The following is a 23,254-nucleotide window of genomic DNA, read 5'->3' on the forward strand; positions in this document are numbered from 1 at the left end:
ATGACGACGACCGCTGATCCCACCACGCTCGAGTTCGGCAAGGCGCGCACCCGCAAGGAGGACGCGCGCCTCATCACCGGCCGGACCAAGTTCACCGACTCCATCAACCTCAACGGGATGCTGCACCTGCACGTGGTGCGCTCCCCGCTGGCGCACGCCACCATCACCGGCGTCGACAAGTCCGCCGCCGAGGCCTCGCCCGGCGTCATCGGCGTCTACACCGCGGCCGACCTGGGTGTCGAGGCCGTCGGCCTGCCCTGCGCCTGGCCGATCACGCCGGACATGAAGGCCCCGCAGCGCCCGCTGCTCGCGAACACCACCGTGCACTTCGCCGGTGAGGGCGTGGCCGTGGTGCTCGCCCGCTCCGCCGCCGAGGCCCGCGACGCGGCCGACCTCGTCGAGGTCGACTACGAGCCCCTCGAGCCCGTCCTCAACATGGAGGACGCGATCAAGGAGGGTGCCACCCTGGTCCACCCGGACCTCGGCACCAACGAGAACGCCACCTGGGTGTTCGACTCCGGCGCGGCCGGCACCGGCGAGGACGTCGCCGCCGCCATCTCCGCGGCCGAGGCCGACCCCGACTCGATCGTCGTCAAGCGCCGCTTCATCCAGCAGCGCCTGATCCCCGCCTTCATGGAGCCGCGCGCGTGCGTCGTCGACCCGACCGGTGAGCAGATCACCGTCTGGGCCGCCACGCAGGTGCCGCACATCCTGCGCACCATGACCACGGTGACGCTCGGCGTCCCGGAGTCCAAGCTGCGCGTCATCGCCCCCGACGTGGGCGGCGGCTTCGGCGGCAAGATCGGCGTCCTGCCCGAGGAGATGCTCTGCGTCGTCCTCGCGCAGAAGACCGGCAAGCCGATCAAGTGGAACGAGAGCCGGTCGGAGTCCCTGCTCGCCGCGCACCACGGCCGCGACCAGATCCAGGACCTGACGATCACCGCCAAGAAGGACGGCACGATCACCGGCCTGGACGTCCACCTGCTCGCCGACATGGGGGCCTACCTCGGCCTCGTCGGCCCGGGTGTCCCGATCCTGGGCGCGTTCATGTTCAACGCGATCTACAAGATCCCGGCGCTCAAGTTCACCTGCACCAACGTCTTCACCACCAAGACGCTGACCGACGCCTACCGCGGCGCCGGTCGTCCCGAGGCCACGTTCGGCATCGAGCGGATGATGGACGAGCTCGCGGTCGAGCTCGGCATGGAGCCGATGGAGCTGCGCAAGAAGAACTGGATCACCCACGAGGAGTTCCCGTTCACCACGGTCGTGGGCCTGACCTACGACTCGGGCAACTACGAGCAGGCCACCGCCCAGGCGATGGAGGCCTTCGACTACGCGGGCCTGCGCCGCGAGCAGGAGGAGCGCCGCGCCAGCGGTGACCCGGTCCAGCTCGGCATCGGCATCTCGACCTTCACCGAGATGTGCGGCCTCGCGCCCTCGCGCGTGCTGGGCTCGCTGGCCTACGGCGCCGGCGGCTGGGAGGCCGCCAGCATCCGCATGCTGGCCACCGGCAAGGTCGAGGTCATCACGGGCGCCTCGGCGCACGGGCAGGGCCACGAGACGGCGTTCAGCCAGATCGTCGCCGACCAGCTCGGCGTGCCGTTCGAGGACGTCGAGGTACTGCACGGCGACACGCAGATCTCGCCGAAGGGCCTCGACACCTACGGCTCGCGCTCGCTCGTCGTCGGCGGCATCGCGATCGTCAAGGCCGCGGAGAAGGTCGTCGCCAAGGCCAAGAAGATCGCCGCGCACCTGCTCGAGGCGTCCGAGGACGACATCGAGTTCTCGGGCGGCACGTTCACGGTCAAGGGCACCGACAAGGGCAAGGCCATCCAGGAGATCGCGTTCGCCGCGTTCATGGCGCACGACTACCCGGAGGACATGGAGCCGAGCCTCGACGCCGACGCCGTGTACGACCCGGAGAACTTCTCCTTCCCGCACGGCACGCACCTCGCGGCCGTCGAGATCGACACCGAGACCGGTCGCGTGACGCTGCGCAAGTACGTCTGCGTCGACGACATCGGCACCGTCGTCAACCCGCTGATCGTCGAGGGCCAGGTGCACGGCGGTCTCGCCCAGGGCATCGCGCAGGCCCTGTTCGAGGAGGCCAACTACGACGACCAGGGCACGCTCGTCAACGGCACGTTCGTCGACTACACGCTGCCCTCGGCCGCCGACCTCCCGAGCTTCGACACCTCGACGGTCTCCACCCCGGCGACGTCGAACCCGCTGGGCGTCAAGGGCGTCGGCGAGGCGGGCACGATCGCCTCGACGCCGGCCGTCGTCAACTCGGTCATCGACGCGCTGCGCCACCTCGGCGTGACCAACGTCGAGATGCCCTGCACCTCGCAGCGCGTCTGGCGCGCCATCCAGGACGCCCGCGGCGTCGCCACCCAGGAGACCCCGATCGACACCCACTCGCCGGGTGCCGGCCTGGGCTCGATCGACCCGAACAACCCCCAGGGAGAGGTCCAGTGATCCCGTCCAAGTTCGACTACGTCAAGCCGGCGTCGGTCGCCGAGGCGGTGCAGGCACTCGCCGACGGCGGTGACGACGCCAAGATCCTGGCCGGCGGCCAGAGCCTCATCCCGGTGCTCCGGCTGCGCCTCGCGGCGCCGTCGGTGATCATCGATCTCGGGGGGATCGCGGAGCTCCGCGGCATCCGCGAGGACGGCGACCAGATCGTGATCGGCGCCATGACGCCGTACCACGACATCGTCCGGGACGACCTGGTGAAGCAGCACGTCGCGCTGCTGGGCCAGGCCACCGAGACCGTCGCGGACAACCAGGTCCGCCACCGCGGCACGCTGGGCGGCTCGCTCGCCCACGCCGACCCCGCGGGCGACCTGGGCGCCCCCACCCTGGCGCTGGACGCCCAGCTGGTCATCGCGGGCGCCTCGGGCACCCGCACGGTGAGCGCGGCGGAGTTCTTCGTCGACTACTTCACGACCGCCATCGGCGAGGCCGAGATCCTCACCGAGATCCGGTTCCCGAAGTACACCGGCTGGGGCAGCCACTACGAGAAGTTCAACCGCACGGCGCAGGCCTGGTCGATGTGCGCGGTCGCGGCGGCCGTCAAGGTCGACGGCGGCACCATCTCCGAGGCCCGCGTCGGGCTGACGAACATGGGCACCACCCCGATCCGCGCCACCGGCGTGGAGCAGGCGCTGGTGGGACAGCCGGCCACGGCCGACGCCATCCGCGCCGCGGCCGAGCACGCGACCGAGGGCACGGCGGCTCCGAGTGACGCCGACGCCGCCGCGGACTACCGTGAGCACCTGGCCAAGGTGCTCACCGGCCGTGCGGTGCTCACCGCCGCCGGCTGACGCCCGCTCGAACCGTTTCGCAGACGCCCGTCCCGGCCGCCGGGACGGGCGTCTGTCTCGTGAGGAGACCCCATGCAGCTGGAGAACAAGTTCACCATCGAAGCGCCCATCGAGAAGGCCTGGGTCGCTCTCAACACGCCCGACATGATCGCGCCCTGCTTCCCGGGTGCCACGCTCACCGAGTACGAGGGTGAGTCCTTCACCGGCACCGTGAAGGTGAAGCTCGGCCCGATCTCCCTGACCTACAAGGGCAAGGGCACCTACGTCGACCGGGACGACGCCAACCACACCGTCAAGATCGAGGCCAGCGGCCGCGACTCGCGCGGCAACGGCACGGCGAACGCCACCGTCACCGGCACGATGGTGGCCGACGGCCCGAACAAGACCGCGGTCACGATGGTCACCGACATGACCATCACCGGCCGCCCGGCGCAGTTCGGCCGCGGCGTCATCTCCGACGTGGCCGACAAGATCATCGGTCAGTTCGCGGCGTGCGTGGCGAAGAAGCTGGCGCCCGAGGTCGAGGCCCCCGCCCCGACCCCGGCGGCGGCGTCCTCGTCCGACACCGCGGCGGGCACCAACGGTGCCGCGGCCTCGGGCACCGCCGCCTCGGGCACCGCGGCGTCCGGCCCGACGCTGTCGTCGACCCCGGCCACCTCCGGCGTCACGGCCACCGCGCCCGCCAAGCAGTTCACCCCGATGAAGAGCGAGATCGACGCGATCGACCTGCTCGACACCGCGGGCAGCCCGGTCCTCAAGCGCCTCGCCCCGGTCCTCGGCGGCGGCGCGCTGCTGTTCCTGATCGTCTTCCTGATCCGGCGCGCCCGCGCCTGAGCCCCGCGCACCGGCGACCCCGTGGTCGCCGGTGCGCCGGCCCTGTCAGCATGTGCGGGTGACCGAGCAGATGTCCATCACCGCCGGCGGCATGGTCGAGGGCTGGTGGGTCGAGCTGCCGCTGGAGGGCGACGGGCCCCCCGTCTGGGCGCGCATCGGCGTCCTCCTGCCCCCGGAGCGCACCGGCGAGGACCGCTACGCCCTGCGCCTGCACCGCGGCGACGACGTCTGGTGGGTCAAGGTCTCCGGCCGCCTGCCCTTCCCGGTCTGCGACGTCGACCCGACCCAGGAGCACTCGACCTAGGAGTTCTGCGGCCCGGGCAGCAGGGCGCGCAGGACGCGGCCCGCGCGGTCGCCGTCGGGCTCCTCGCCGGTGATCACCTCGAGGTAGACGTAGGACTCGACGACCCGCACCAGCGTGTACGCGAGGTCGTCGACCGGCACCGGGCTGCACAGCCGCCCGGCCGCCGTCTCGGCCACGATCCTCTCCCGCACCAGCGCGATCAGCCGCTGCTGGTAACCGCCGCCGCGCAGCGTGAGCAGCCGCAGCGCCGTCTCGCCCTCCTCGGAGACGAACCGGTGCATGCCCGGGTGCGCCAGCACGTCGCGGACGAACCGGGTGAGCGTCTCGGCGAGCGGCTCACCGTCGGCGCGGTCGGCCAGCGTGCGCCGCGTCAGCGACCAGACGACCTCGCGCAGCAGCAGCTCGCGCGACCCGACCCACCGGTAGAGCGTGGCCCGGTTGACGCCCAGCTCGGCGGCCAGCGCCTGCATGTCCAGGCGCTCGCCGGCCTGGAAGCCCCGGCGGGCCGCGACGAACGCGTCGAGCGCGGTGGGCCGACCGGCCGGACCGCCGGCCAGCTGGCGCTCCAGCGGTGTGGCCTGCTCCGGCACTCCTCGCCCCGCTTCCGTTGACGCGCCCTTGTGACGCGGCTCATACTATGCGACGCATCGCGCATCTGTCGCATCCGTGCGAAGAACGGGCCGATGCGTCGCAGATCTCGACGAGGAGAGCGCATGAGCATCGACACCCCCGTGGGCGCGGCCGCCGCACCCGGCCGCCTGGGCGACCCGGCGCTGACGATCGGCACCGACCCGCGGGCCGACCCGCGCATGGTCGCGGTGTTCCGGGCGTTCGGCATCGACGGCCACGGCGACGACGCGCCGCTGGGCCCGGACGCCCCGCGCGAGCAGCTGCTCGGCTTCGTCGAGGCGGCAGAGGTCGGGTTCGAGGGGCTGTTCACGGCGCTGGCCGAGGGCTCGCCGCCGCTCGAGGGCGTCACCCACGAGCTGATCACGATCCCCGGCGAGGGCGGGCACGACATCCTGCTGCACGTGCACAGGCCGGAGGGGGCGCCGGGCCCGCTGCCCTGCATCTACCAGGTGCACGGCGGCGGCATGGTCATGCTGTCCACCGAGGGGCCGCTCTACCGGCGCTGGCGCGAGGAGCTCGCCGCGGCGGGCAACGTCGTGGTCGGCGTGGAGTACCGCAACGGCGGCGGCGTGCGCGGGTCGCACCCGTTCCCGGCCGGGCTCGACGACGTCGCCGCGGGGCTGCGCTGGGTGCACGCGCACCTCGCCGAGCTCGGCGGCACCCACGTCGTCGTCACGGGCGACTCGGGCGGCGCGAACCTGTCGCTCGCCGTGGCGCTCAAGGCCCGCCGCGAGGGCTGGGTCGACGAGATCGCCGGCGTCTACGCGCAGTGCCCCTACATCCTCGGCGCCTGGACCGACGCGCCCACCGAGCTGGCGTCGCTGCGGGAGAACGACCGGTACTGGCTCAACACGCAGCTGTTCCCGCTGCTGGCCGCCGTCTACGACCCCGAGGGCGCGAACGCCGACGACGTGACGTGCTGGCCGTACCGCGCCGGCACCGCCGACGTCGAGGGGCTGCCGCCGCACGTCGTGTCGGTCAACGAGCTCGACCCGCTCCGCGACGAGGGACTGGCGTACCACCGCCTGCTGCTGCGCTCGGGCGTCAGCTCGGTCGGCAAGGTGAACCTGGGCCTGTGCCACGTCGGCGAGCTGCTGTTCCGCGGCGCGATGCCCGACGTGTACCTGGCCGCCGTGCGCGACGTGAGCGGGTTCGCGCGGTCGCTGGGGTAGGGGAGCGCTACGGGTCGGCGCGGCACGGGCTCAGGGCGCGTCGTGGAAGATCACGCCGAGCACGTGCCGGCTGCCGCCGTGGACGGCGCTGACCCCGTGCCTCATCTGCACCCGGCTCCAGCCGCGCGCCCCGAGCCGGGGGCGGTGGCGCACCGGGAACAGCACGGCCTCGCCCAGGCGCGGCCGCAGCACCACCGGCCGTGACTGCTGCCGCGGCCGCTGCTCGACGAAGACGCTCTCGCCGCCGGTGAAGTCCTCGTCGGGCCGGCTCAGCAGCACCGCGAGCTGCAGCGGGAACGTGAGGTCGCCTTAGACGTCCTGGTGCAGGCAGTTGTAGCCGCCGGGCCCGTAGCGCAGCAGCAGCGGCGTCGGGCGGACCTGGCCGAGCGCGGCGCACTCGGCGCGCAGCCCCGCGTGCGTCGCGGGGAACGCGCGCTCGCCGAGGCGCTCCGCCCAGCGGTTCGCGATCGCCGCGACCGGCGGGTACAGCACCTCGCGCAGGTGCGTGACCAGCGGCGGGAGCGGGTCGGCGAAGTAGCGGTAGCTGCCCTCGCCGAAGCTGTGCCGGGCCATCACGACGGTGCTGCGGAAGCGCTCGTCGTCGTCGAACATCGCGGCGGTCTCCGCGCACTCGTCCGGCGTCAGCAGGGGTGTGAGGGCGACGCCGTCGGCGTCGAGGCGCGCCTCCAGCGCGGTCCAGTCGGGTGTGTGCACCGCCCCAGCATCGCCGCGGCCCGTCGGGCCCGCTGGCGGGAATCCGACGGCAGGATGGGCCCATGGCCCTCCTCGACGCCCTGACCGACGTGCCCGGACTGCGGGTGGGCCACGCCGCCCTGGCCGGGCCGGGGGCGCTCAGCGGCACGACCGTCGTGCTCGCGCCGCCGGAGGGCGCGTTCGCCGGGGTCGACGTGCGCGGCGCCGCGCCCGGCACCCGCGAGACCGACCTGCTGCACCCCGGCGCCACCGTGCAGCGCGTGCACGCGGTCGTGCTGTCCGGGGGCAGCGCCTACGGGCTGGCCGCGGCGCACGGCGTCGTGGAGCGGCTGGAGGCCGCGGGCACCGGGTTCGCCGTGCCCGGCGGGGTGGTGCCGATCGTGCCCGCCGCCGTCGTGTTCGACCTGGGCCGCGGGGGCGACTTCTCCGCGCGCCCCGGCGCCGCGACGGGCGCGGCGGCGTTCGACGCGGCCTCCGACGGCCCGGTGGAGCAGGGTGTCGTCGGGGCCGGGACGGGGGCGGTGGCCGGCGGGCTCAAGGGCGGGATCGGCACCGCGAGCACCGCACTCGCCGGCGGGGCGGTGGTGGCGGCGCTCGTCGTCGTCAACGCGGTGGGGTCGGCGGTGGACCTGCGCACGGGGCGGCTGCTCGGCCCCGGCCCGGACCTCGACGTGGGTCCGGACGCGCTCGCCGAGCTGCGCGCGCTCGCCGTACCGGGCCCGCCCGCCGCGGGCACGGCCACGACGCTGGCCGTGGTCGCCACCGACCTCGCCCTGGACAAGGCGGGCTGCGGCCGCCTCGCCACGATGGGCCACGACGGGATGGCCCGCGCGCTGTCGCCGGTGCACACCGCGATGGACGGCGACGTCGTGTTCGGCCTGTCCACCGCCGCCCGGCCCGCCCCCGAGCTGCCCGAGCTCGTGGCCCTGCACGCGGCGGCCGCGGAGGTGGTGGCGCGGGCGATCGCGAACGCGGTGCTCGCCGCCCGCCCGGTGGGCGGGTGGCGGAGCTACCGCGATGTGGTCGGGCGGGCCTGAGCGGGGCTCAGCCGCCTGCGAACGGCGGCAGGACGTCGAGGACGGCGTCGGGGCCCAGCGGGACGGCCTGGTCGCGCACGGCGACCTCGTCGAGCAGGAAGCTGCACCGCGCCAGCACCACGGCGAACTCCGGGCCGTGCTGGGCCCGGAGCGCGTCGAGGGCGGCGGCGACGGTGGAGCCCGTCGGGAGCTGGACCTTCTCGGCCTCGGTGCCCGCGGCGGCCCGGGCGGCCGCGAAGTAGCGCACCGTGACGGTGGTGGTGGTCATGGTGTCCATCCTCCTAGCCCCCGATCGCGCTCATCGGACGGTCCGGCTGCAGGAAGCCCGGGTCGTCGATGCCGTGGCCGGCGAGCTTGCCCCACATGGCGTCGCGCCAGGACCCGGCGATCTCGGCGTCGGAGCAGCCGCCGCGGAGCATCGCGCGCAGGTCGGTCTCGGTGCGGGCGAACAGGCACGAGCGGACCTGGCCGTCGGCGGTGAGGCGGGTGCGGTCGCAGGCGCCGCAGAACGGGCGCGTGACCGAGGCGATGACGCCGACCGCGGCCGGGCCGCCGTCGACGATCCAGCGCTCGGCCGGGGCGCCGCCGCGGGCGACGGAGTCGGGCGTGAGCGTGAACTCGGCCTGCAGCTTCTCCAGGATCTCGCCCGCCGTGACCATCTCGGTGCGCTCCCAGCCGTGCTGGGCGTCGAGCGGCATCTGCTCGATGAAGCGCAGCTCGTAGCCGCCCTCGACGGCGAAGCGCAGCAGGTCGCAGGCCTCGTCGTCGTTGAGGCCGCGCAGCAGCACGGTGTTGATCTTGACGGGGCCGAGACCGGCGGCGCGGGCGGCGGCGAGGCCGTCGAGCACGTCGGAGAGGCGGTCGCGCCGGGTGATGGTGGCGAAGCGCTCGGGGCGCAGCGTGTCCATCGAGACGTTGAGCCGGTTGACGCCCGCGGCCGCCAGCGACTCGGCGCGGCGCGCGAGGCCGATGCCGTTGGTCGTGAGCGAGATGTCGGGGCGCGGCTCCAGCGCGGCCGAGGCCGACACGAGCCCCTCCAGCCCCTTGCGGAGCATCGGCTCGCCGCCGGTGAAGCGCAGCTCCTCGATGCCGAGATCGCGCACGGCGATCCCGATGAGGCGCAGCAGCTCCTCGTCGGTGAGCTGCTCGTCGCGCGGCATCCAGTCCAGGCCCTCGGCGGGCATGCAGTAGGAGCAGCGCAGGTTGCAGCGGTCGGTCAGCGAGATCCGGAGGTCGGTGGCGACCCGCCCGAACGTGTCGATCAGGCGGGCGTCGTCGGGGCGTGCCGGGTCTCGGGTGGTGGCCCTCCGCACAGCGGGGAGGCCGAGCTCGGATGGCGTCACCACACGAGAGTAGCGGCCCCGTCCTCTGGTCCATTCGGCCCATGACCTGCACGGATGTCGCGTTCCGCAGAAGCGGATCGGATGCCCTCAGCGTGCCGCAGGTGCCCGGCTCGACGCCCTCCAAAAGGTGAGCCGGGCCACGCCGCGGTCAGTTGTGGCGGCCGAGCTCCTGCCGGGCGACGGTGCGCAGGTGGACCTCGTCGGGTCCGTCGGCCAGGCGCAGCGCGCGCGCCCAGACGTAGAAGTAGGCCAGCGGGGTGTCGTCGCTCATGCCGGCGCCGCCGTGGACCTGGATGGCGCGGTCGATGACGTCGCAGGCGATCCGCGGGGTGATCACCTTGATCGCCGCGATCTCGGTGGCCGCGCCCTTCGCGCCGAACCGGTCGATCAGCCACGCGGTCTTGTAGACCAGCAGCCGCGCCTGCTCCACCTCGATGCGCGACTGCGCGATCTGCTCGCGCACCACGCCCTGCTCGGACAGCGGACGGCCGAACGCGACGCGGGACTGCGCGCGCCGCACCATGAGGTCGATCGCGCGCTCGGCCATGCCGATCAGGCGCATGCAGTGGTGGATGCGGCCGGGGCCCAGCCGCGCCTGGGCGATGGCGAACCCGCCGCCCTCCTCGCCGAGCAGGTTCGAGACAGGCACGCGGACGTCCTCGAAGACCAGCTCGGAGTGCCCGTGCTGGTCCTGGTAGCCGAACGTCGGCAGGTTGCGCGTGATCGTCAGCCCGGGGGTGTCGCGCGGCACCAGCACCATCGACTGCTGGCGGTGCGTCGCCGCCTCCGTGTCGGTCTTGCCCATGACGATGAAGATCTTGCAGCGCGCGTCGGCGGCGCCGGAGATCCACCACTTGCGCCCCGAGATCACGTACTCGTCGCCCTCGCGGCGGATCGTGGTCTGGACGTTGGTGGCGTCGGAGGAGGCGACGTCGGGCTCGGTCATCGCGAACCCGGACCGGATCTCGCCCGCCAGCAGCGGCTCCAGCCACTCCGCCTTCTGCTCGGGCGTGCCGAACAGGTGCAGCGTCTCCATGTTGCCGGTGTCGGGGGCCTGGCAGTTGATCGCCTCGGGCGCGATCACCGGCGACCAGCCGGACACCTCGGCCACCTGGGCGTACTCGAGGTTGGACAGCCCGGACACGGCGGGCAGGAACAGGTTCCACAGGCCGCGGGCCCGCGCGTCGGCCTTGAGCTCCTCGACCACCGGCGGCAGGTCCCACTCCTGGGGCGTGCCCCGGCGCTCGGCGCGGAAGGCGTCGTAGACGGCCTCGGCGGGGAGCACCTTCTCGTCGAGGAACGCGCGCATGCGCTTCGTGTGGTCGGCGGCGACGGCACTCGGTTCGAAGTCCACGACAGGCATTGCACCACACGACGGGGGTCCCCTGGTCAAACTCGCAACTGCGCCCTTAGTATCCCTGTCGTGCCGCAGTTCAGGATCGCCGACGCCGTCCGTCCCGTCGCCGAGACCCCCCGGAGGAATCCCGTGAAGGTGCGTCTGCTGGCCGTCGGTGCCGCCGTGCTGGTCCTGGCCGGCTGCGGGGGGAGCGCCACCGGCTCCGCACCCGCGGAGCCGGGTCCCGGGGCGCGCACGCTGACGGTGTTCGCCGCCTCGTCGCTCACCGACGTGTTCACCGAGCTCGAGGCGCGGTTCGAGGCCGCCGAACCCGGCGTCGACGTCGTCCTCAACTACGGCGCCTCCTCCGACCTCGCCCAGCAGCTCGTCAACGGCGGGCCGGCCGACGTGTTCGCCTCCGCGAGCACCGCCACGATGACGACGGTCGTCGACGCGGGCCTGCTCGACGGCGAGCCGACGGTGTTCGCGCGGAACCGGCTGGAGATCGTCACCGCGCCGGGCAACCCCGAGGGCATCACCGGCTTCGCCGACCTCGCGCGCCCGGACCTGCAGGTCGTCGTCTGCGCGCCGCAGGTCCCGTGCGGCGCCGCGGTCGAGAAGATCGAGACGGCCACCGGGATCACCCTGGCGCCGGTCAGCGAGGAGCCCGACGTCCGCTCGACGCTGGGCCGGGTCACCACCGGCAACGCCGACGCCGGCCTCGTCTACGTCACCGACGTGGCGTCCGCGGGCGGCGCGGTCGAGGGCATCGCGTTCCCCGAGGCCGACCAGGCCGTCACCGACTACCCGATCGCCGTCCTCGCCTCGGCCCCGCAGGCCGAGCTGGCGCGGGCCTGGACGGCGCTGGTCACCGGCGCCGACGGCCGGGCCGTGCTGGCGGACGCCGGGTTCGTCGGGGCGCCGTGACCACAGCCTCCGCCTCGCGGACCGCGCGCCGTGACGGCCACGACGCCGCGGTCGGCCTGCCCCGGTTCCTGTGGGTCCCGGCCGGGATCGCGTTCGCGCTGATCGCGCTGCCCGTCGTCGGCCTCGTCCTGCGCACCGACCTCACCCGGCTGCCCGAGCTGCTGCTCAGCCGGGCGTCGCTGAGCGCGCTGCGGCTCTCGCTGGTCACCGCGGCCGTGTCGACGCTGCTGTGCATCGCCCTGGGCGGCCCGCTGGCGGTGGTGCTCGCCCGCGGCCGGCTGCCGGGGATGCAGTTCCTGCGCTCGGTCGTCCTGCTGCCGCTGGTGCTCCCGCCCGTCGTCGGCGGGCTGGCGCTGCTCTACCTCGTCGGCCGGACCGGGCTCGTCGGGCAGGGGCTGGAGCTGGCGTTCGGGATCACGGTGCCGTTCACGACGGGCGCGGTGGTGCTCGCGCAGACGTTCGTGGCGCTGCCGTTCCTCGTCGTCAGCCTGGAGGGGGCGCTGCGCACGGCCGGGCAGCGCTACGAGTCGGTGGCCGCCACGCTCGGGGCCTCGCCGTGGCTGGCGTTCAGGCGGGTCACGGTGCCGCTGGTGCTGCCCGGGCTGCTGTCGGGCGCGGTGCTGGCGTTCGCCCGGTGCCTCGGCGAGTTCGGGGCGACGATCGCCTTCGCCGGCAGCCTGGAGGGCACCACGCGGACGCTGCCGCTGCTCGTCTACCTCGCCCGCGAGTCCGACGTCGACGCCGCCGTGGCGCTGTCGCTGCTGCTCGTCGTCGTCGCGGTCGTGGTGATCGCGGTGGCGCGGCCGCGGGCGGTGCTGTCATGAGGTGGCTGTCATGAGCACCGGCGTCGAGGCGTGCTTCGTCGTCCGCCGTCCCGCGTTCACCCTCGACGTGGCGCTGTCGGCCGCGCCCGGCGAGGTGCTGGCGGTGCTCGGACCCAACGGCGCGGGCAAGTCGACGCTGCTCGGCGTCCTGGCGGGCCTGCTGCGCCCCGACGAGGGCTCGGTGCGGGTGGGAGAGCGGGTCGTCACCGACACCGCGGCGGGCGTGCACGTGCCGCCGCACCTGCGCGGGGTCGGCCTGCTCGCCCAGCAGGCGCTGCTGTTCCCGCACCTCACCGCGCGCGACAACATCGCCTTCGGCCCCCGCGCCCACGGCGTGCCGCGCCGGGAGGCCCGGGCGCGGGCGGACGAGCTGCTCGCGGGCGTCGACGCGACCGCGCTCGGCGACCGCAGGCCGTCGCAGATGTCGGGGGGCCAGCAGCAGCGGGTCGCGCTGGCCCGCGCACTGGCCCCCGAGCCCGGGCTCCTGCTGCTCGACGAGCCGCTGGCCGCGCTCGACGTCGACGCCACCCCGGCGATGCGCGGGCTCCTCCGGCGCGTCATCCGCGAGGCGAAGCAGACCGCCGTGCTCGTCACGCACTCCGCGCTCGACGCCCTGGTCCTGGCCGACCGGGTCGTCGTGCTCACCGCCGGGCGGGTCGTCGAGGAGGGCCCGGTGCGGGAGGTGCTGGCCCGCCCGCGCAGCGCCTTCACCGCGCGGATCGCCGGCCTGGACCTCGTGCCGGGCGTCCGCGACGGGGCCGGCCTGCGCACCCCCGACGGCCTGCTGGTCTCGGGCCGGGCCGAGGGCGTGGAGCCCGGGGAGGCGGCGGTGGCGGTGTTCCCGCCGTCGGCCGTGGCCGTCCACGCGACCCGCCCCACCGGCAGCCCGCGCAACGTGCTGCCGGTGCGCCTGGCCGCCATCGAGCCCCGCGGGGACGTGGTGCGGCTGCGGGCGGGTGCGGTGCCGGGGGGGCCGGTGTGGGTCGAGGGGCTGGCCGCCGACGTCACGCCGGCGGCGGTCGCGGACCTGGCCGTGGAGCCGGGCGACGACCTGTGGTTCGCGGTGAAGGCCACGGAGGTGGCGATCCACGCGGCGGGGTGAGGTGGTTGCCTGCCTGGGCTCCGGCTCCGGCTCCGGCTCCGGCTCCGGCTCCGGCTGCGGCTGCGGGAGCGGGAGCGGCGCGGGGGCGGGCCCGGCGGCGGGGTCGGGCTCGGCGGCGGGGTCGGGCCCGGCGGCTGGGTCGGGCCCGGCGGCTCGGTCGGGCTCGGCGGCGGGGTCGCCGCGAAGATCGCCGGGAAGGTGCCGCCACGGTCGTCCGCACGACCGTCACGTCGCGCTCCCGCCGATCACCGGCCTGGCACCGCCAGGAATGTGACACCAGCGCCCCCGCGACGACCGCCAGGTCGCACTTCCGGCGATCACCGGCCTGCCGCGGCCAGGAATGCGACACCAGCGCCCCGGCGACGACCGCCACGTCACACTTCCGACGATCAAGGGCTCCGGCCGGCGGGGCGGGGCCCGGCGGCCCGCCACTGCGGAGATCGCCGAGGTGGTGCCGTCACGGACGTCCGCGCGGCAGCCACGTCGCACGTCCGCCGCTCACCGGCCGACGGCGCCGCCGGGAACGTGACACCACCGCGGCGACGACCGCCAGGTCACACTCCTGGTGATCATGGGTCCGGCCGGCCGGAGCGCGGCCCGGCGGCGGGTTGGTCGCGAAGATCGGCGAGAACGTGACGTGGCGGTCGTCCGCAGGACCGCCACGTCACACTTCCGACGATCACCGGCCCGCGGCCACCAGGACCGTGACACCACCGCCCCCACGACGACCACCACGTCGCACTCCCGACGATCGGGATCGGGCTAGTGCGCCACGTCGATCACCAACCGCGGCGGGCCGTTGAGCGTGCTCACCCGGAAGCCGGTGCGCTCCCGCACCCCGGCGGCCCACACCAGCACCCGCTCGAAGTCGCCGAGATTCACCAGCTCGGTGACCTGCGAGGTGTCGCCCCCGGCGATCCGGCGGGCCACGGGGTAGGCGGGCTGGGGGTCGCCGAGCTGGGCGTAGGCGCTCGACCCGATCAGCGACACCTGCAGCGCGGCGCCGCCGGCCAGCGGGACCTCCTCGCCCGCGGGGTCGGAGGTGACCGGGAGGTCGGCGTAGGAGATGCGGTAGCCGGGGACGGCGCCGTCGAACTCGAACACGATCCGGTCGACGCCGTCCTGCCCGGCCAGGCGCACGGCCTTCAGCAGGCCGAAGCCGGGGCTGTCGGCGGAGGCCTCGGTGACGAGGTCGGCGGGGTCGGCCGGGGCGGTGGCGGTGGTCGTGTCCGCGGGCGCGGTGGTGGCGGCGACGGGCGCGGTCGACGCCGGCGCGGGCAGCGGCGGGACCGGGGTGGGGGAGGTCGGGGCGCCGGCGCAGCCCGCGGCGAGCAGGAGTCCGGCCAGCGCCAGCGCGGGCGGACGGAGCGTGGTCATCGGGCGGAGCGTAGGGCGTCGCCCCGGTGGAGCGACCGCTCCCGGGCACGTCAACCCAGCGTCACACCATCAGGCACACACGTCACCCGAGCCCCGATCGTGTCACTGTCGGCGACCGCGCGGTGAACGTAGCGTCGCTCCCCGTGACCCGCCTGATCCTGCGCCTCGCCCCCCTGGTGATCGCGCTGCTGTGCCTGACGACGGTGCTCGGCCCGGCCGCGAGCGCCGGCCAGCCCGAGCCCGACGCCGGCTCGGACTACGTCGTGCACGCCCGCACGGTGGCCGAGGCGCGGGCCGCGGCGCGGGCGCTCGGGGTGGAGCCGACGGTGCTGTTCGAGCGCGCGTTCTCCGGCTTCGCCGCGCGGCTCTCGCGGGTGCAGGTGCAGGAGCTGCAGGACCGTCCCGGCGTCATCGGGGTGGAGGAGGACCTGCGGATCACGCCGCTCGAGCCGCGCTCCCGCCGCACCAGCGACGCCCTCACCGAGGGCGTGCAGCGCAACCCGCCGAACTGGGGCCTGGACCGCATCGACCAGCGCGCGCTCCCGCTCGACAACACCTACACGACCCGGGCGACGGGCGCGGGCGTCACGGTCTACGTGCTCGACACCGGCGTCGACGTCACCCACCCGCAGTTCGGGGGCCGCGCGAGCGAGGCCGTCAACACCGTCGACGACATCTCCGGCGACTGCGACGGCCACGGCACCGTGGTGGCCGGCATCGCCGCCGCCCGGGACTACGGCGTGGCGAAGGAGGCGCAGGTGCGGTCGGTCAAGGTCCTCGACTGCTCCGGCGCCGGCACGCTGTCCTCGCTGCTCACGGGCATCGACTGGGTGGCGCGCAACCGCCGGGGCCCGTCGGTCGCCGTGATGTCGTGGAGCTACGGCCCGTCCGACGTCCTGCTCAGCGCCGTCAGCTCGCTCGTCGGCGACGGGGTCTTCGTCGCCTCCTCGGCGGGCAACACCGGGGCGGACGACTGCGGCGTCGCGCCCCGCGCGTCGGACGGGGTGCTCGTCGTCGCCAACTCGACGATCGACGACCAGCGCGCCTCCTCCTCGAGCACCGGCAGCTGCGTCGACCTCTACGCCCCCGGCACCGGCATCGTCTCCAGCGTCCCCGGCGGCGGCACGGCGTCCTACACGGGCACCTCGATGGCCGCACCGCACGCGGCGGGGGTCGCCGCGCTCTACAAGGCGACCTACGGCGACGCCTCGAGCGCCGACGTCGAGCGCTGGCTCGTCGCCAACGCCACCCCCGGCGCGGTACGCGGGGGCGACGACGGCGGGACGGCGAACCGGCTGCTGAGCACCGGCGGCCTCTGACCGTCGGTGGCTTGGGCCGGGGCGGGCCTACGCCGGGCTGAGGACGTCGAACCCGGTGTAGGGGACGAGCGCCTCGGGGATCCGGACCGACCCGTCGGCCTGCTGCCCCTGCTCCAGCAGCGCGACGAGCGTGCGGCCGATCGGGAGCGCGGAGCTGTTGAGCGTGGCCGCGAACCCGCGGGTGCCGTCCTTGGCCTTCGTCCGGATGCCGGCGCGTCGGGCCTGGAACGTCCCGAAGTCCGACGCCGACGCGATCTCGCGGTAGGCCTGCTGGCCGGGCAGCCACACCTCGATGTCGTAGGTGTACTCCGAGGAGAAGCCGATGTCGCCCGCCGCGAGCCGCACGACGCGGTAGGCCAGGCCCAGGCCCTGCAGCACGGCCTCGGCGTGGGTGAGCAGCAGCTCCAGCTCCTCGCGCGAGCGGGCCGGGTCGACGAACCGCACGAGCTCGACCTTGGAGAACTCGTGCACGCGGATCATCCCGCGGGTGTCGCGGCCGTAGGACCCGGCCTCGGAGCGGAAGCACGGGGTGTGCGCGGTGTAGGCGAGCGGGAGGGCCTCGGCGTCGAGGGTCTCCTTGGCGTGCAGGTTCGTGAGCGGCACCTCGGCGGTGGGGATGAGGTAGAGCGCGCGCTCGTCGACGCCGGTGCGGAACAGGTCCTGCTCGAACTTGGGCAGCTGCCCGGTGCCCGTCATCGTGGTGGCGTTGACGAGCGTGGGCACCGAGAACTCGGTGTAGCCGTGCTGCTCGGCGAGGTCGAGGAAGTAGCGGGCGAGCGCGCGCTCGAGCTTCGCGCCCTTCCCCTTGAGCACGACGAACCGCGGGCCGGCGAGCTTGGTGGCGCGCGGGAGGTCGAGGATGCCGAGCCTCTCGCCGAGGTCGACGTGGTCGAGCGGGGCGTCGATCACCGGCGGCTCGCCCCAGCTGCGGACCAGCTCGGCGTCGGCGTCGGAGGTGCCGTCGGGCAGCTCGTCGGCGGGCAGGTTCGGGATGCCGAGCAGCAGGTCCTGCAGCTCCGCCTCCAGCGTCCGGTGCTCCTCCTCCGCCGCGGCGACGACGGCCTTGAGCTCGCGGGCGCGCTCGACCAGCGCGGGGCGCTCCTCTGGGGAGGCGCCCTTCACCGACGTGGCGACGCGCTTGGCCTCCCCGCGCGCGTCGTCGCCCCGGCCGATCGCGGAGTTGCGCGCGGCGAGCAGCTTCTCGAGCGCGGCGACGTCGAGGGAGTGGCCGCGCCGGGCGAGCCGGCGGACGGCGTCGGTGGCGGGATCGAGCAGGACGCGGGGGTCGTGCATCGGACCAGGGTATCGGCGCGGCGCCACCGCCTTCCGGGTGGCGTCTCCCCATCCGGAGGTGGCGACGCGGCGCGTCCCCGTCGCAGGATGTGCGCGAACCACGCCGTCGTGTGAAAGGTCTTCCCGTGTCCCTCGCCCCCGCCGTCCCCTCCTACGCCTCCGGTACGTCGGAGGTCCCGCTGCTCGGCGACACGATCGGCGACAACTTCGACCGCACCGCGCTCGCGCAGCCGGACGTCGACGCGCTGGTCGAGGTCCCGACGGGCCGGAGGTGGACCTACGGGGAGCTGCGCACGGAGGTCGACGCCGTGGCGCTCGGTCTGGTCGCGGCGGGCCTGGAGAAGGGCGACCGCCTCGGGATCTGGGCGCCCAACGTCGCCGAGTGGACGCTCGTCCAGTACGCCACGGCGAAGATCGGCGTGGTGCTGGTCAACATCAACCCGGCGTACCGCACGCACGAGCTCGAGTACGTGCTCAAGCAGGCCGGGATCTCGGTGCTGGTGGCGGCCACCGCGTTCAAGACGTCCGACTACGCGGCGATGATCCAGGAGGTCCGGCCGAACTGCCCCGACCTGCGCCAGGTGGTGCTCATCGGCACCCCCGACTGGGACGCGCTCGTCGAGCCCGGCCGCACCGGCGACGCCGCCGAGCTCGCGCGCCGCCAGGCCGACCTGAGCCCGGACGACCCGATCAACATCCAGTACACCTCGGGCACCACGGGCTTCCCCAAGGGCGCCACGCTGAGCCACCACAACATCCTCAACAACGGCTACAACGTCGGCCGGCTCTGCGGCTACGGCCCCGAGGACCGCGTCTGCATCCCGGTGCCCTTCTACCACTGCTTCGGCATGGTCATGGGCAACCTCGCGTGCACCTCCAACGGCTCGACGATGGTGATCCCCGGCCAGGGCTTCGACCCGAAGGCCACGCTGCACGCGGTGCAGCAGGAGAGGTGCACCTCGCTCTACGGCGTGCCCACGATGTTCATCGCCGAGCTCAACGACCCCACCTTCGGCGACTACGACCTGTCGTCGCTGCGCACCGGGATCATGGCCGGCTCGCCGTGCCCGGTGGAGGTGATGAAGCAGGTCGTCGACCGGATGGGGATGACCGAGGTCTCGATCTGCTACGGCATGACCGAGACGTCGCCGGTGTCGACGCAGACCCGCGTCGACGACTCGCTGGAGCGCCGCGTGGCCACCGTCGGCCGCGTCGGGCCGCACCTGGAGGTCAAGGTCGTCGACCCGGAGACCGGCCTGACCCTGCCCCGCGGGGAGCCCGGCGAGCTGTGCACCCGCGGCTACTCGGTGATGCTGGGCTACTGGAACGAGCCCGACAAGACCGCCGAGTCGATCGACGCGGCCCGCTGGATGCACACCGGCGACATCGGGATCATGGACGACGAGGGCTACCTCAACATCACCGGCCGCATCAAGGACATGGTCATCCGCGGCGGCGAGAACGTGTACCCGCGCGAGATCGAGGAGTTCCTCTACACCCACCCCGACATCCTCGACGCCCAGGTCATCGGCGTGCCCGACGCGAAGTACGGCGAGGAGCTGTGCGCCTGGGTGACGCTGCGCGACGGCGCCGAGGAGCTGACGGTGGAGAAGGTGCGCGAGTTCGCCACCGGCAAGCTCGCCCACTACAAGATCCCGCGCTACGTGATGGTCGTGGACGAGTTCCCGATGACCGTCACGGGCAAGGTCCGCAAGGTCGAGATGCGGGAGAAGAGCGTGGGCCTGCTCGGGCTCGAGGACGCGGCGGCGGTCAGGAACGCCTAGGCGATCCGCACCGAGAGCTCGCGGTAGGTCGGGACGAGGGCGCGGCGGGCGGGTGCCCGCCGCACCACCGTCCACGGCCGCCCGGCGGCCGTGACCGCCTCCAGCAGCGCCCCCAGCTCCGCGCGGGCCAGCGGGGCGCCCAGGCAGAGGTGGCGGCCCGCGCCGAACCACAGCTGGCGGTTCTCGGGCAGGTAGGGGCGGTCGAGGTCGAAACCGCCGGGGGCGGTGTTGGCCGTCCAGGTGAGCAGCACGATCCGCTCCCCGGCGCGTAGCCGCCGCCCGGCCACGGTGACGTCGCGCCGCACCGACCGCCCGATCACCGGGGCGGGCGTGGTGACGCGCAGCCCCTCGCGGACGGCGTCGGGCAGCGCGGCGGGGTCGGCGAGCAGGCGGTGCTGGGCGCCGGTGTCGTGCAGCAGCGCGACCGTCCGCCCCATCGCCGACGCCGCGGTCTCCGTGCCCGCCACCATCAGCAGCGCCGAGAGCCCGGTGGTCTCCCGCAGCCCGAGGCCGAGCGCGCGGCAGCGGCCCAGCAGCGTCTCCGGGCCGGCGTGCGCCCACGCGTCGGGGACGCCGCGGGTGAGGTCGTCGACGATCGCCTTCGCCCCGGCCACCGCGGCGGGCGTCAGCGTGGTGTCGGCGGCGCTGCCCAGCGCCGTCGCGGCCAGGCGCTCGCCGGTGGCGAACAGCGCGCGGGCGCGGTCGTCGTCGAGGTCGCCCAGGCCGAGCAGCGAGGCGAGCATCCGCCCGACCAGCACGCGGGCGAGGTCGGCGACGTCGACCGTCTCCCCGGCCGCGAGCGCCTCCCGCGCCTGCGCGAGGCGCTGCGACCACGCGCCCCGGACCAGCGCCGCGGCCGTCGCCTCGGTGAACAGGTCGCGCGCGCGGGTGCGCAGGTCGTGGTGGCCGGCGCCGTCGAACAAGTCGTAGACCCAGTCGCCCAGCACCTGCGCCCACAGGTGCCCGACGCCGCCCTCGCCGAGCAGGGTGAACGAGCGGTGGTCGGTGAGCACCTCGCGGGCGACCAGCGGGTCGGCGCTGACCCAGCCCAGCCGCGGGACGCGGCGGAGGGGGACGGCCGCGCGCCCGCCGAGCAGGAGCGCGGCCAGCGCGGGCCGGGCGGCGAGCAGCAGCCGCCACTCGTGCCGGGTCGCGGCGTCGGGGTGCATCCGGGCATCCTCGCGGCCGCTGCACGGACGGGTGCCGCCGGGCTAAGCTGGTGCGACGCGTCCCGGTGTCGGCAGGTGGGCCCAGAAGGCGGCCCAGGCATCAGGGCGCGTTCGTCGTGCGGTCGCGAGGACGCGGGGCACGAGGACCGACGATCGAGGAACGGGTGAGACCAGGTGCCGAGCGGCAGGGTCAAGTGGTACGACGCCGGCAAGGGATTCGGTTTCCTCGCCCAGGACGGCGGCGAGGACGTCTACGTCCGCAAGGCGGCGCTGCCCGCCGGGGTGGAGGCCCTCAAGCCGGGCCAGCGCGTCGAGTTCGGGATGGCCGAGGGACGACGCGGCCCGCAGGCGCTGCAGGTGAAGCTGGTGGACTCCCCGCCGTCGGTGGTGGAGGCCACGCGCCGCCCCGCCGAGGACCTGCACAGCCTGATCGAGGACATGATCCGGCTGCTGGACACCAAGGTGCAGCCCGACCTGCGGCGCGGCCGCTACCCGGAGCGGAAGACGGCGAAGCTGGCGGCCGAGGTCGTCCGCGCGGTGGCGCGCGACCTCGACGGCTCCTGACCCGCGCTCGACCGGATCTCAGCCGGCGACGGTCAGCACCCAGCTCGACCGGATCGGGAACACGACCTCGCCGGTGGCCTCGTCGATCTCCGGGGGCGGCCCGTACTGCTGCACCTGCGCGGTGAGCAGGCGGGCGTCCGCGGGGAGCTCCAGCGCGTAGGACTCCTGCGCCTGCGGGGCGAACACCGTGGTGCGCTCGTCGACCTGCTCGCCCGCGCCGTCGCGGTAGGTGAACACGATCTGCCACGGCGTCTCCGACACCGCGGGCGGCACCGTGACCAGCAGCGCGGTGCCCGGCGGCACCGGCAGCGTGACGGGCGCGGTGGCGTCGTTCGTGCAGGTCACGAAGTCGTCCTCGCAGTACTGGGTGGGCCCGGCGACGGCGCTCTGCGCGCCCGCGGCGAACGTGACGTCCGGCGGGGCCCCGGCGCCGCACGCGGCCAGCAGCGGGGCGGCGAGGGCCAGCGGGACGAGTCGGCGGAGCACGGGCCCACCCTACGGACGGGTGCGGGCCGGCTCCGACCGCGGCGCCAGGAACGGCAGGATGCTGCGCCCGCGCGCGATCAGCGCGGTCTGCACGCCGCCCAGCCCCACCACCGTGGCCGCGACGACGAACCCGAACCCGTACGTGTCGTGCGGCAGCAGCACGCCCAGCGCGCCGCCGAACACCCAGGCGAGCTGCAGCACGGTCTCCGACCGGCCGAACGCCGACGCCCGTGACTCCTCGGGCAGGTCGCGCTGGACCACCGCGTCGAGGCAGACCTTGGCGAGCGCGCTGCAGGTGGAGGCGACCAGCGCGACGACCGCGGCCGTCGCGATCCCCGGCAGCACCGCCGCCACCACGGCCGCGGTGACGGCCACCGCGATGCAGGAGACGATGACCGTGTCGGCCCGGCCGAAGCGCTGCCGCGACCCGGCCGCGTTGCCGGTGAACGAGCCGATGCCGGCCGCCGCGCCCACGATCCCGATGAGGAACAGCTGGCGCGCCGGGTCGTCGCCCGCCTGCGCCCGCACCGTGAAGGCGACGAACAGCGTGAGGAACCCGGTGAGCACGCGCATCGAGCCGTTGCCCCACAGCGCCACGACGACACCGCGGCTGACCGACCGCCGCGGCCCCCGCACGGTGCTGCGCAGCGAAGCGGGCACCTCGCCGGCCGTCGACTCCACCCAGCGCGGGATCCGCAGGCACAGCAGCATCCCGGCCACGGCGATCGCGGCGGTGAAGAACAGCGCCCCCGGCGAGCCGAACAGCGCGGCGATCCCCGCGGCGATCCCGCCGAACACGCCGCCGGAGACGAGCCCGAACGTGGTGATCCGGGAGTTCGTGGTGGCCAGGGTGATCGTCGCGGGCAGCACCCGGGGCGTGACGGCCGCCTTGAGCACCTGGAACGACTTGCTCAGCACCATCACGCCGAGCGCGGCGGGGTAGAGGCCCCAGTTGTCGTAGTTCAGCGCCATGACGACGGCCAGCACCGCGCGCCCGCCGAACGAGACCGCGAGCGCGGCGCGGCGGCCGCGCTGCAGGCGGTCGAGCAGCGGGCCGATCACCGGGGCGACCACGGCGAACGGCGCCACGGTGATGGCCAGGTAGAGCGCGACGTTGGTGACGCTCTCGGCCTTCGCGGCGGCGAAGAACAGCGTGTTGGCCAGTGCGACGGCCACCGCGGCGTCGACAGCGTAGGTCATCATCGTGGCGTAGGTGAGCGCCGTGAGCCCGGAGCGGTCGGCCCCGTCGGCGGAGGCGGCGCGGTGGAACGCGCGGATGCCGTTGCCGGTGATCTGGCGGCTGCGCAGGGCGGCCACGCGCGTGACGGTGAGCTTGCGCGGCATCCGGACGGTCGTCGGCGGCTCCGCCTTCCCGGTCGTCGGCGCGTCCTCCGCCACCGGCGGCGGCCCGGCCTCGGTCCAGCGCACGTCCTCGCGGGCGTCCGGCGGCGCGGGGGAGACCCAGGTCCGCGACGCCGGGGCGGGCGGCGGCGACCACTGCGGGGGCGGCGGCGGCGTGCGGCGGTGCAGCGCGGGGTCGTAGTCGGGGTCGTCGTGCCAGGGGTAGCGCCGGCGCGGGGCGTAGCGGTCGGCGGGGTCGACCGGGGCGGCCGGGACCGGCGCGGCGGGGCGCGGGGGCGACGCCGGCGGCCGGGAGGACGTGCCGCGGCGGCGGAGGAAGGGGAACCCGCGGCGCGCCACGCGCTCATT

21 protein-coding genes and 2 pseudogenes are annotated in these 23,254 nt (G+C 74.6%); 13 read left to right on the forward strand and 10 right to left on the reverse strand.

The window, feature by feature from the left end; translation table 11 throughout:
• The 4 genes from HOP40_RS10840 (at window position 1) to HOP40_RS10855 (ending at window position 4,467) form a co-directional block, all read left to right on the forward strand.
• Window positions 1-2,481 (forward strand): xanthine dehydrogenase family protein molybdopterin-binding subunit, encoded by a 2,481-nt coding sequence (locus HOP40_RS10840; protein WP_172157300.1) that lies wholly within the window; start codon window positions 1-3, stop codon window positions 2,479-2,481.
• Complete coding sequence (locus HOP40_RS10845; RefSeq protein WP_172157302.1) at window positions 2,478-3,329, forward strand: FAD binding domain-containing protein; 852 nt, start codon at window positions 2,478-2,480, stop codon at window positions 3,327-3,329. Before HOP40_RS10840 ends, HOP40_RS10845 begins: the two co-directional genes overlap by 4 nt.
• 72 nt (window positions 3,330-3,401) lie before the next feature.
• On the forward strand, window positions 3,402-4,163 hold the full coding sequence (locus HOP40_RS10850) for an SRPBCC family protein (RefSeq protein WP_172157304.1): 762 nt from the start codon (window positions 3,402-3,404) through the stop codon (window positions 4,161-4,163).
• A 58-nt stretch (window positions 4,164-4,221) separates the two neighbouring features.
• Window positions 4,222-4,467: a hypothetical protein gene (locus HOP40_RS10855; protein ID WP_172157306.1), complete on the forward strand. Its 246-nt coding sequence runs from the start codon at window positions 4,222-4,224 to the stop codon at window positions 4,465-4,467.
• Here the strand turns inward: HOP40_RS10855 and HOP40_RS10860 are convergent.
• Window positions 4,464-5,057 carry a TetR/AcrR family transcriptional regulator gene (locus HOP40_RS10860; RefSeq protein WP_172157308.1) on the reverse strand — a complete coding sequence of 198 codons (594 nt, stop codon included), beginning with the start codon at window positions 5,055-5,057 and terminating at the stop codon, window positions 4,464-4,466. The two genes, HOP40_RS10855 and HOP40_RS10860, sit on opposite strands and share 4 nt — an antisense overlap.
• A gap of 123 nt (window positions 5,058-5,180) precedes the next feature.
• Here HOP40_RS10860 and HOP40_RS10865 point away from each other — a divergent pair, with 123 nt between their 5' ends.
• Window positions 5,181-6,269, forward strand: a complete 1,089-nt coding sequence (locus HOP40_RS10865) for an alpha/beta hydrolase fold domain-containing protein (RefSeq protein ID WP_172157310.1) — start codon at window positions 5,181-5,183, stop codon at window positions 6,267-6,269.
• 30 nt (window positions 6,270-6,299) lie between these two features.
• On the opposite strand, the pseudogene HOP40_RS10870 reads toward HOP40_RS10865, so the two are convergent.
• Window positions 6,300-6,881 (reverse strand): annotated as a pseudogene (locus HOP40_RS10870) (2OG-Fe(II) oxygenase).
• Window positions 6,882-7,045: 164 nt separating this feature from the next.
• Between HOP40_RS10870 and HOP40_RS10875 the strand changes: the two are divergent.
• Entirely contained in the window at window positions 7,046-8,020 is a 975-nt protein-coding gene (locus HOP40_RS10875) for a P1 family peptidase (RefSeq protein WP_172157312.1), read from the forward strand.
• A gap of 7 nt (window positions 8,021-8,027) precedes the next feature.
• On the opposite strand, the gene HOP40_RS10880 is transcribed toward HOP40_RS10875, so the two are convergent.
• The 3 genes from HOP40_RS10880 to HOP40_RS10890 all read right to left on the reverse strand — a co-directional run bounded on the left by HOP40_RS10880 (window position 8,028) and on the right by HOP40_RS10890 (window position 10,717).
• Window positions 8,028-8,288 (reverse strand): MoaD/ThiS family protein, encoded by a 261-nt coding sequence (locus tag HOP40_RS10880; protein ID WP_275691347.1) that lies wholly within the window; start codon window positions 8,286-8,288, stop codon window positions 8,028-8,030.
• A 13-nt stretch (window positions 8,289-8,301) separates the two neighbouring features.
• A complete protein-coding gene (moaA, locus tag HOP40_RS10885; RefSeq protein WP_172157316.1) occupies window positions 8,302-9,363 on the reverse strand; it encodes a GTP 3',8-cyclase MoaA in 1,062 nt (353 codons plus the stop codon).
• Window positions 9,364-9,511: 148 nt separating this feature from the next.
• On the reverse strand, window positions 9,512-10,717 hold the full coding sequence (locus HOP40_RS10890) for an acyl-CoA dehydrogenase family protein (protein WP_172157318.1): 1,206 nt from the start codon (window positions 10,715-10,717) through the stop codon (window positions 9,512-9,514).
• Between the two features lie 69 nt (window positions 10,718-10,786).
• Here HOP40_RS10890 and modA point away from each other — a divergent pair, with 69 nt between their 5' ends.
• The 4 genes and pseudogenes from modA to HOP40_RS36765 all read left to right on the forward strand — a co-directional run bounded on the left by modA (window position 10,787) and on the right by HOP40_RS36765 (window position 13,552).
• Entirely contained in the window at window positions 10,787-11,626 is an 840-nt protein-coding gene (modA, locus tag HOP40_RS10895; RefSeq protein ID WP_338053058.1) for a molybdate ABC transporter substrate-binding protein, read from the forward strand.
• A 56-nt stretch (window positions 11,627-11,682) separates the two neighbouring features.
• A complete protein-coding gene (locus HOP40_RS10900; RefSeq protein WP_172168197.1) occupies window positions 11,683-12,450 on the forward strand; it encodes an ABC transporter permease in 768 nt (255 codons plus the stop codon).
• Window positions 12,451-12,520: 70 nt separating this feature from the next.
• Window positions 12,521-12,946, forward strand: a pseudogene (locus HOP40_RS36760) (ABC transporter ATP-binding protein); the annotation flags it as partial.
• 39 nt (window positions 12,947-12,985) lie between these two features.
• Window positions 12,986-13,552 carry a TOBE domain-containing protein gene (locus HOP40_RS36765; protein WP_420821816.1) on the forward strand — a complete coding sequence of 189 codons (567 nt, stop codon included), beginning with the start codon at window positions 12,986-12,988 and terminating at the stop codon, window positions 13,550-13,552.
• Window positions 13,553-14,314: 762 nt separating this feature from the next.
• Here HOP40_RS36765 and HOP40_RS10910 read toward each other — a convergent pair.
• A complete protein-coding gene (locus tag HOP40_RS10910; protein ID WP_172157332.1) occupies window positions 14,315-14,929 on the reverse strand; it encodes an AMIN-like domain-containing (lipo)protein in 615 nt (204 codons plus the stop codon).
• 143 nt (window positions 14,930-15,072) lie between these two features.
• Between HOP40_RS10910 and HOP40_RS10915 the strand changes: the two genes are divergently transcribed.
• Window positions 15,073-16,248 (forward strand): S8 family peptidase, encoded by a 1,176-nt coding sequence (locus tag HOP40_RS10915; protein ID WP_172157334.1) that lies wholly within the window; start codon window positions 15,073-15,075, stop codon window positions 16,246-16,248.
• 27 nt (window positions 16,249-16,275) lie between these two features.
• Here the strand turns inward: HOP40_RS10915 and serS are convergent, their stop codons facing one another.
• Entirely contained in the window at window positions 16,276-17,541 is a 1,266-nt protein-coding gene (gene serS / locus HOP40_RS10920) for a serine--tRNA ligase (protein ID WP_172157336.1), read from the reverse strand.
• A gap of 125 nt (window positions 17,542-17,666) precedes the next feature.
• Here serS and HOP40_RS10925 point away from each other — a divergent pair, with 125 nt between their 5' ends.
• Window positions 17,667-19,325 (forward strand): AMP-binding protein, encoded by a 1,659-nt coding sequence (locus tag HOP40_RS10925; RefSeq protein WP_172157338.1) that lies wholly within the window; start codon window positions 17,667-17,669, stop codon window positions 19,323-19,325.
• Here HOP40_RS10925 and HOP40_RS10930 read toward each other — a convergent pair.
• Entirely contained in the window at window positions 19,322-20,494 is a 1,173-nt protein-coding gene (locus HOP40_RS10930) for a cytochrome P450 (protein ID WP_172157340.1), read from the reverse strand. The genes HOP40_RS10925 and HOP40_RS10930 overlap by 4 nt on opposite strands.
• Window positions 20,495-20,668: 174 nt before the next feature.
• On the opposite strand from HOP40_RS10930, the gene HOP40_RS10935 reads away from it, so the two are divergent.
• Window positions 20,669-21,058: a cold-shock protein gene (locus HOP40_RS10935; RefSeq protein WP_172157342.1), complete on the forward strand. Its 390-nt coding sequence runs from the start codon at window positions 20,669-20,671 to the stop codon at window positions 21,056-21,058.
• A gap of 18 nt (window positions 21,059-21,076) precedes the next feature.
• Here the strand turns inward: HOP40_RS10935 and HOP40_RS10940 are convergent, their stop codons facing one another.
• Window positions 21,077-21,544 (reverse strand): DUF2771 family protein, encoded by a 468-nt coding sequence (locus tag HOP40_RS10940; RefSeq protein ID WP_172157344.1) that lies wholly within the window; start codon window positions 21,542-21,544, stop codon window positions 21,077-21,079.
• 9 nt (window positions 21,545-21,553) lie between these two features.
• Complete coding sequence (locus tag HOP40_RS10945) at window positions 21,554-23,245, reverse strand: MFS transporter (RefSeq protein WP_240157623.1); 1,692 nt, start codon at window positions 23,243-23,245, stop codon at window positions 21,554-21,556.
• Window positions 23,246-23,254: the final 9 nt, after the last annotated feature.

It is taken from the genome of Pseudonocardia broussonetiae (genome assembly GCF_013155125.1).
Taxonomy (GTDB): domain Bacteria; phylum Actinomycetota; class Actinomycetes; order Mycobacteriales; family Pseudonocardiaceae; genus Pseudonocardia; species Pseudonocardia broussonetiae.

What these genes read in the sequence shown, in the direction of transcription:
- HOP40_RS10840 (WP_172157300.1), top strand. Translation starts at nt 1, where the DNA reads ATGACGACGACCGCTGATCCCACCACGCTCGAGTTCGGCAAGGCGCGC.
- HOP40_RS10850 (WP_172157304.1), top strand. Translation starts at nt 3,402, where the DNA reads ATGCAGCTGGAGAACAAGTTCACCATCGAAGCGCCCATCGAGAAGGCC.
- HOP40_RS10865 (WP_172157310.1), top strand. Translation starts at nt 5,181, where the DNA reads ATGAGCATCGACACCCCCGTGGGCGCGGCCGCCGCACCCGGCCGCCTG.
- HOP40_RS10875 (WP_172157312.1), top strand. Translation starts at nt 7,046, where the DNA reads ATGGCCCTCCTCGACGCCCTGACCGACGTGCCCGGACTGCGGGTGGGC.
- HOP40_RS10880 (WP_275691347.1), bottom strand. Translation starts at nt 8,288, where the DNA reads ATGACCACCACCACCGTCACGGTGCGCTACTTCGCGGCCGCCCGGGCC.
- HOP40_RS36765 (WP_420821816.1), top strand. Translation starts at nt 12,986, where the DNA reads ATGCGCGGGCTCCTCCGGCGCGTCATCCGCGAGGCGAAGCAGACCGCC.
- HOP40_RS10910 (WP_172157332.1), bottom strand. Translation starts at nt 14,929, where the DNA reads ATGACCACGCTCCGTCCGCCCGCGCTGGCGCTGGCCGGACTCCTGCTC.
- serS (WP_172157336.1), bottom strand. Translation starts at nt 17,541, where the DNA reads ATGCACGACCCCCGCGTCCTGCTCGATCCCGCCACCGACGCCGTCCGC.
- HOP40_RS10930 (WP_172157340.1), bottom strand. Translation starts at nt 20,494, where the DNA reads ATGCACCCCGACGCCGCGACCCGGCACGAGTGGCGGCTGCTGCTCGCC.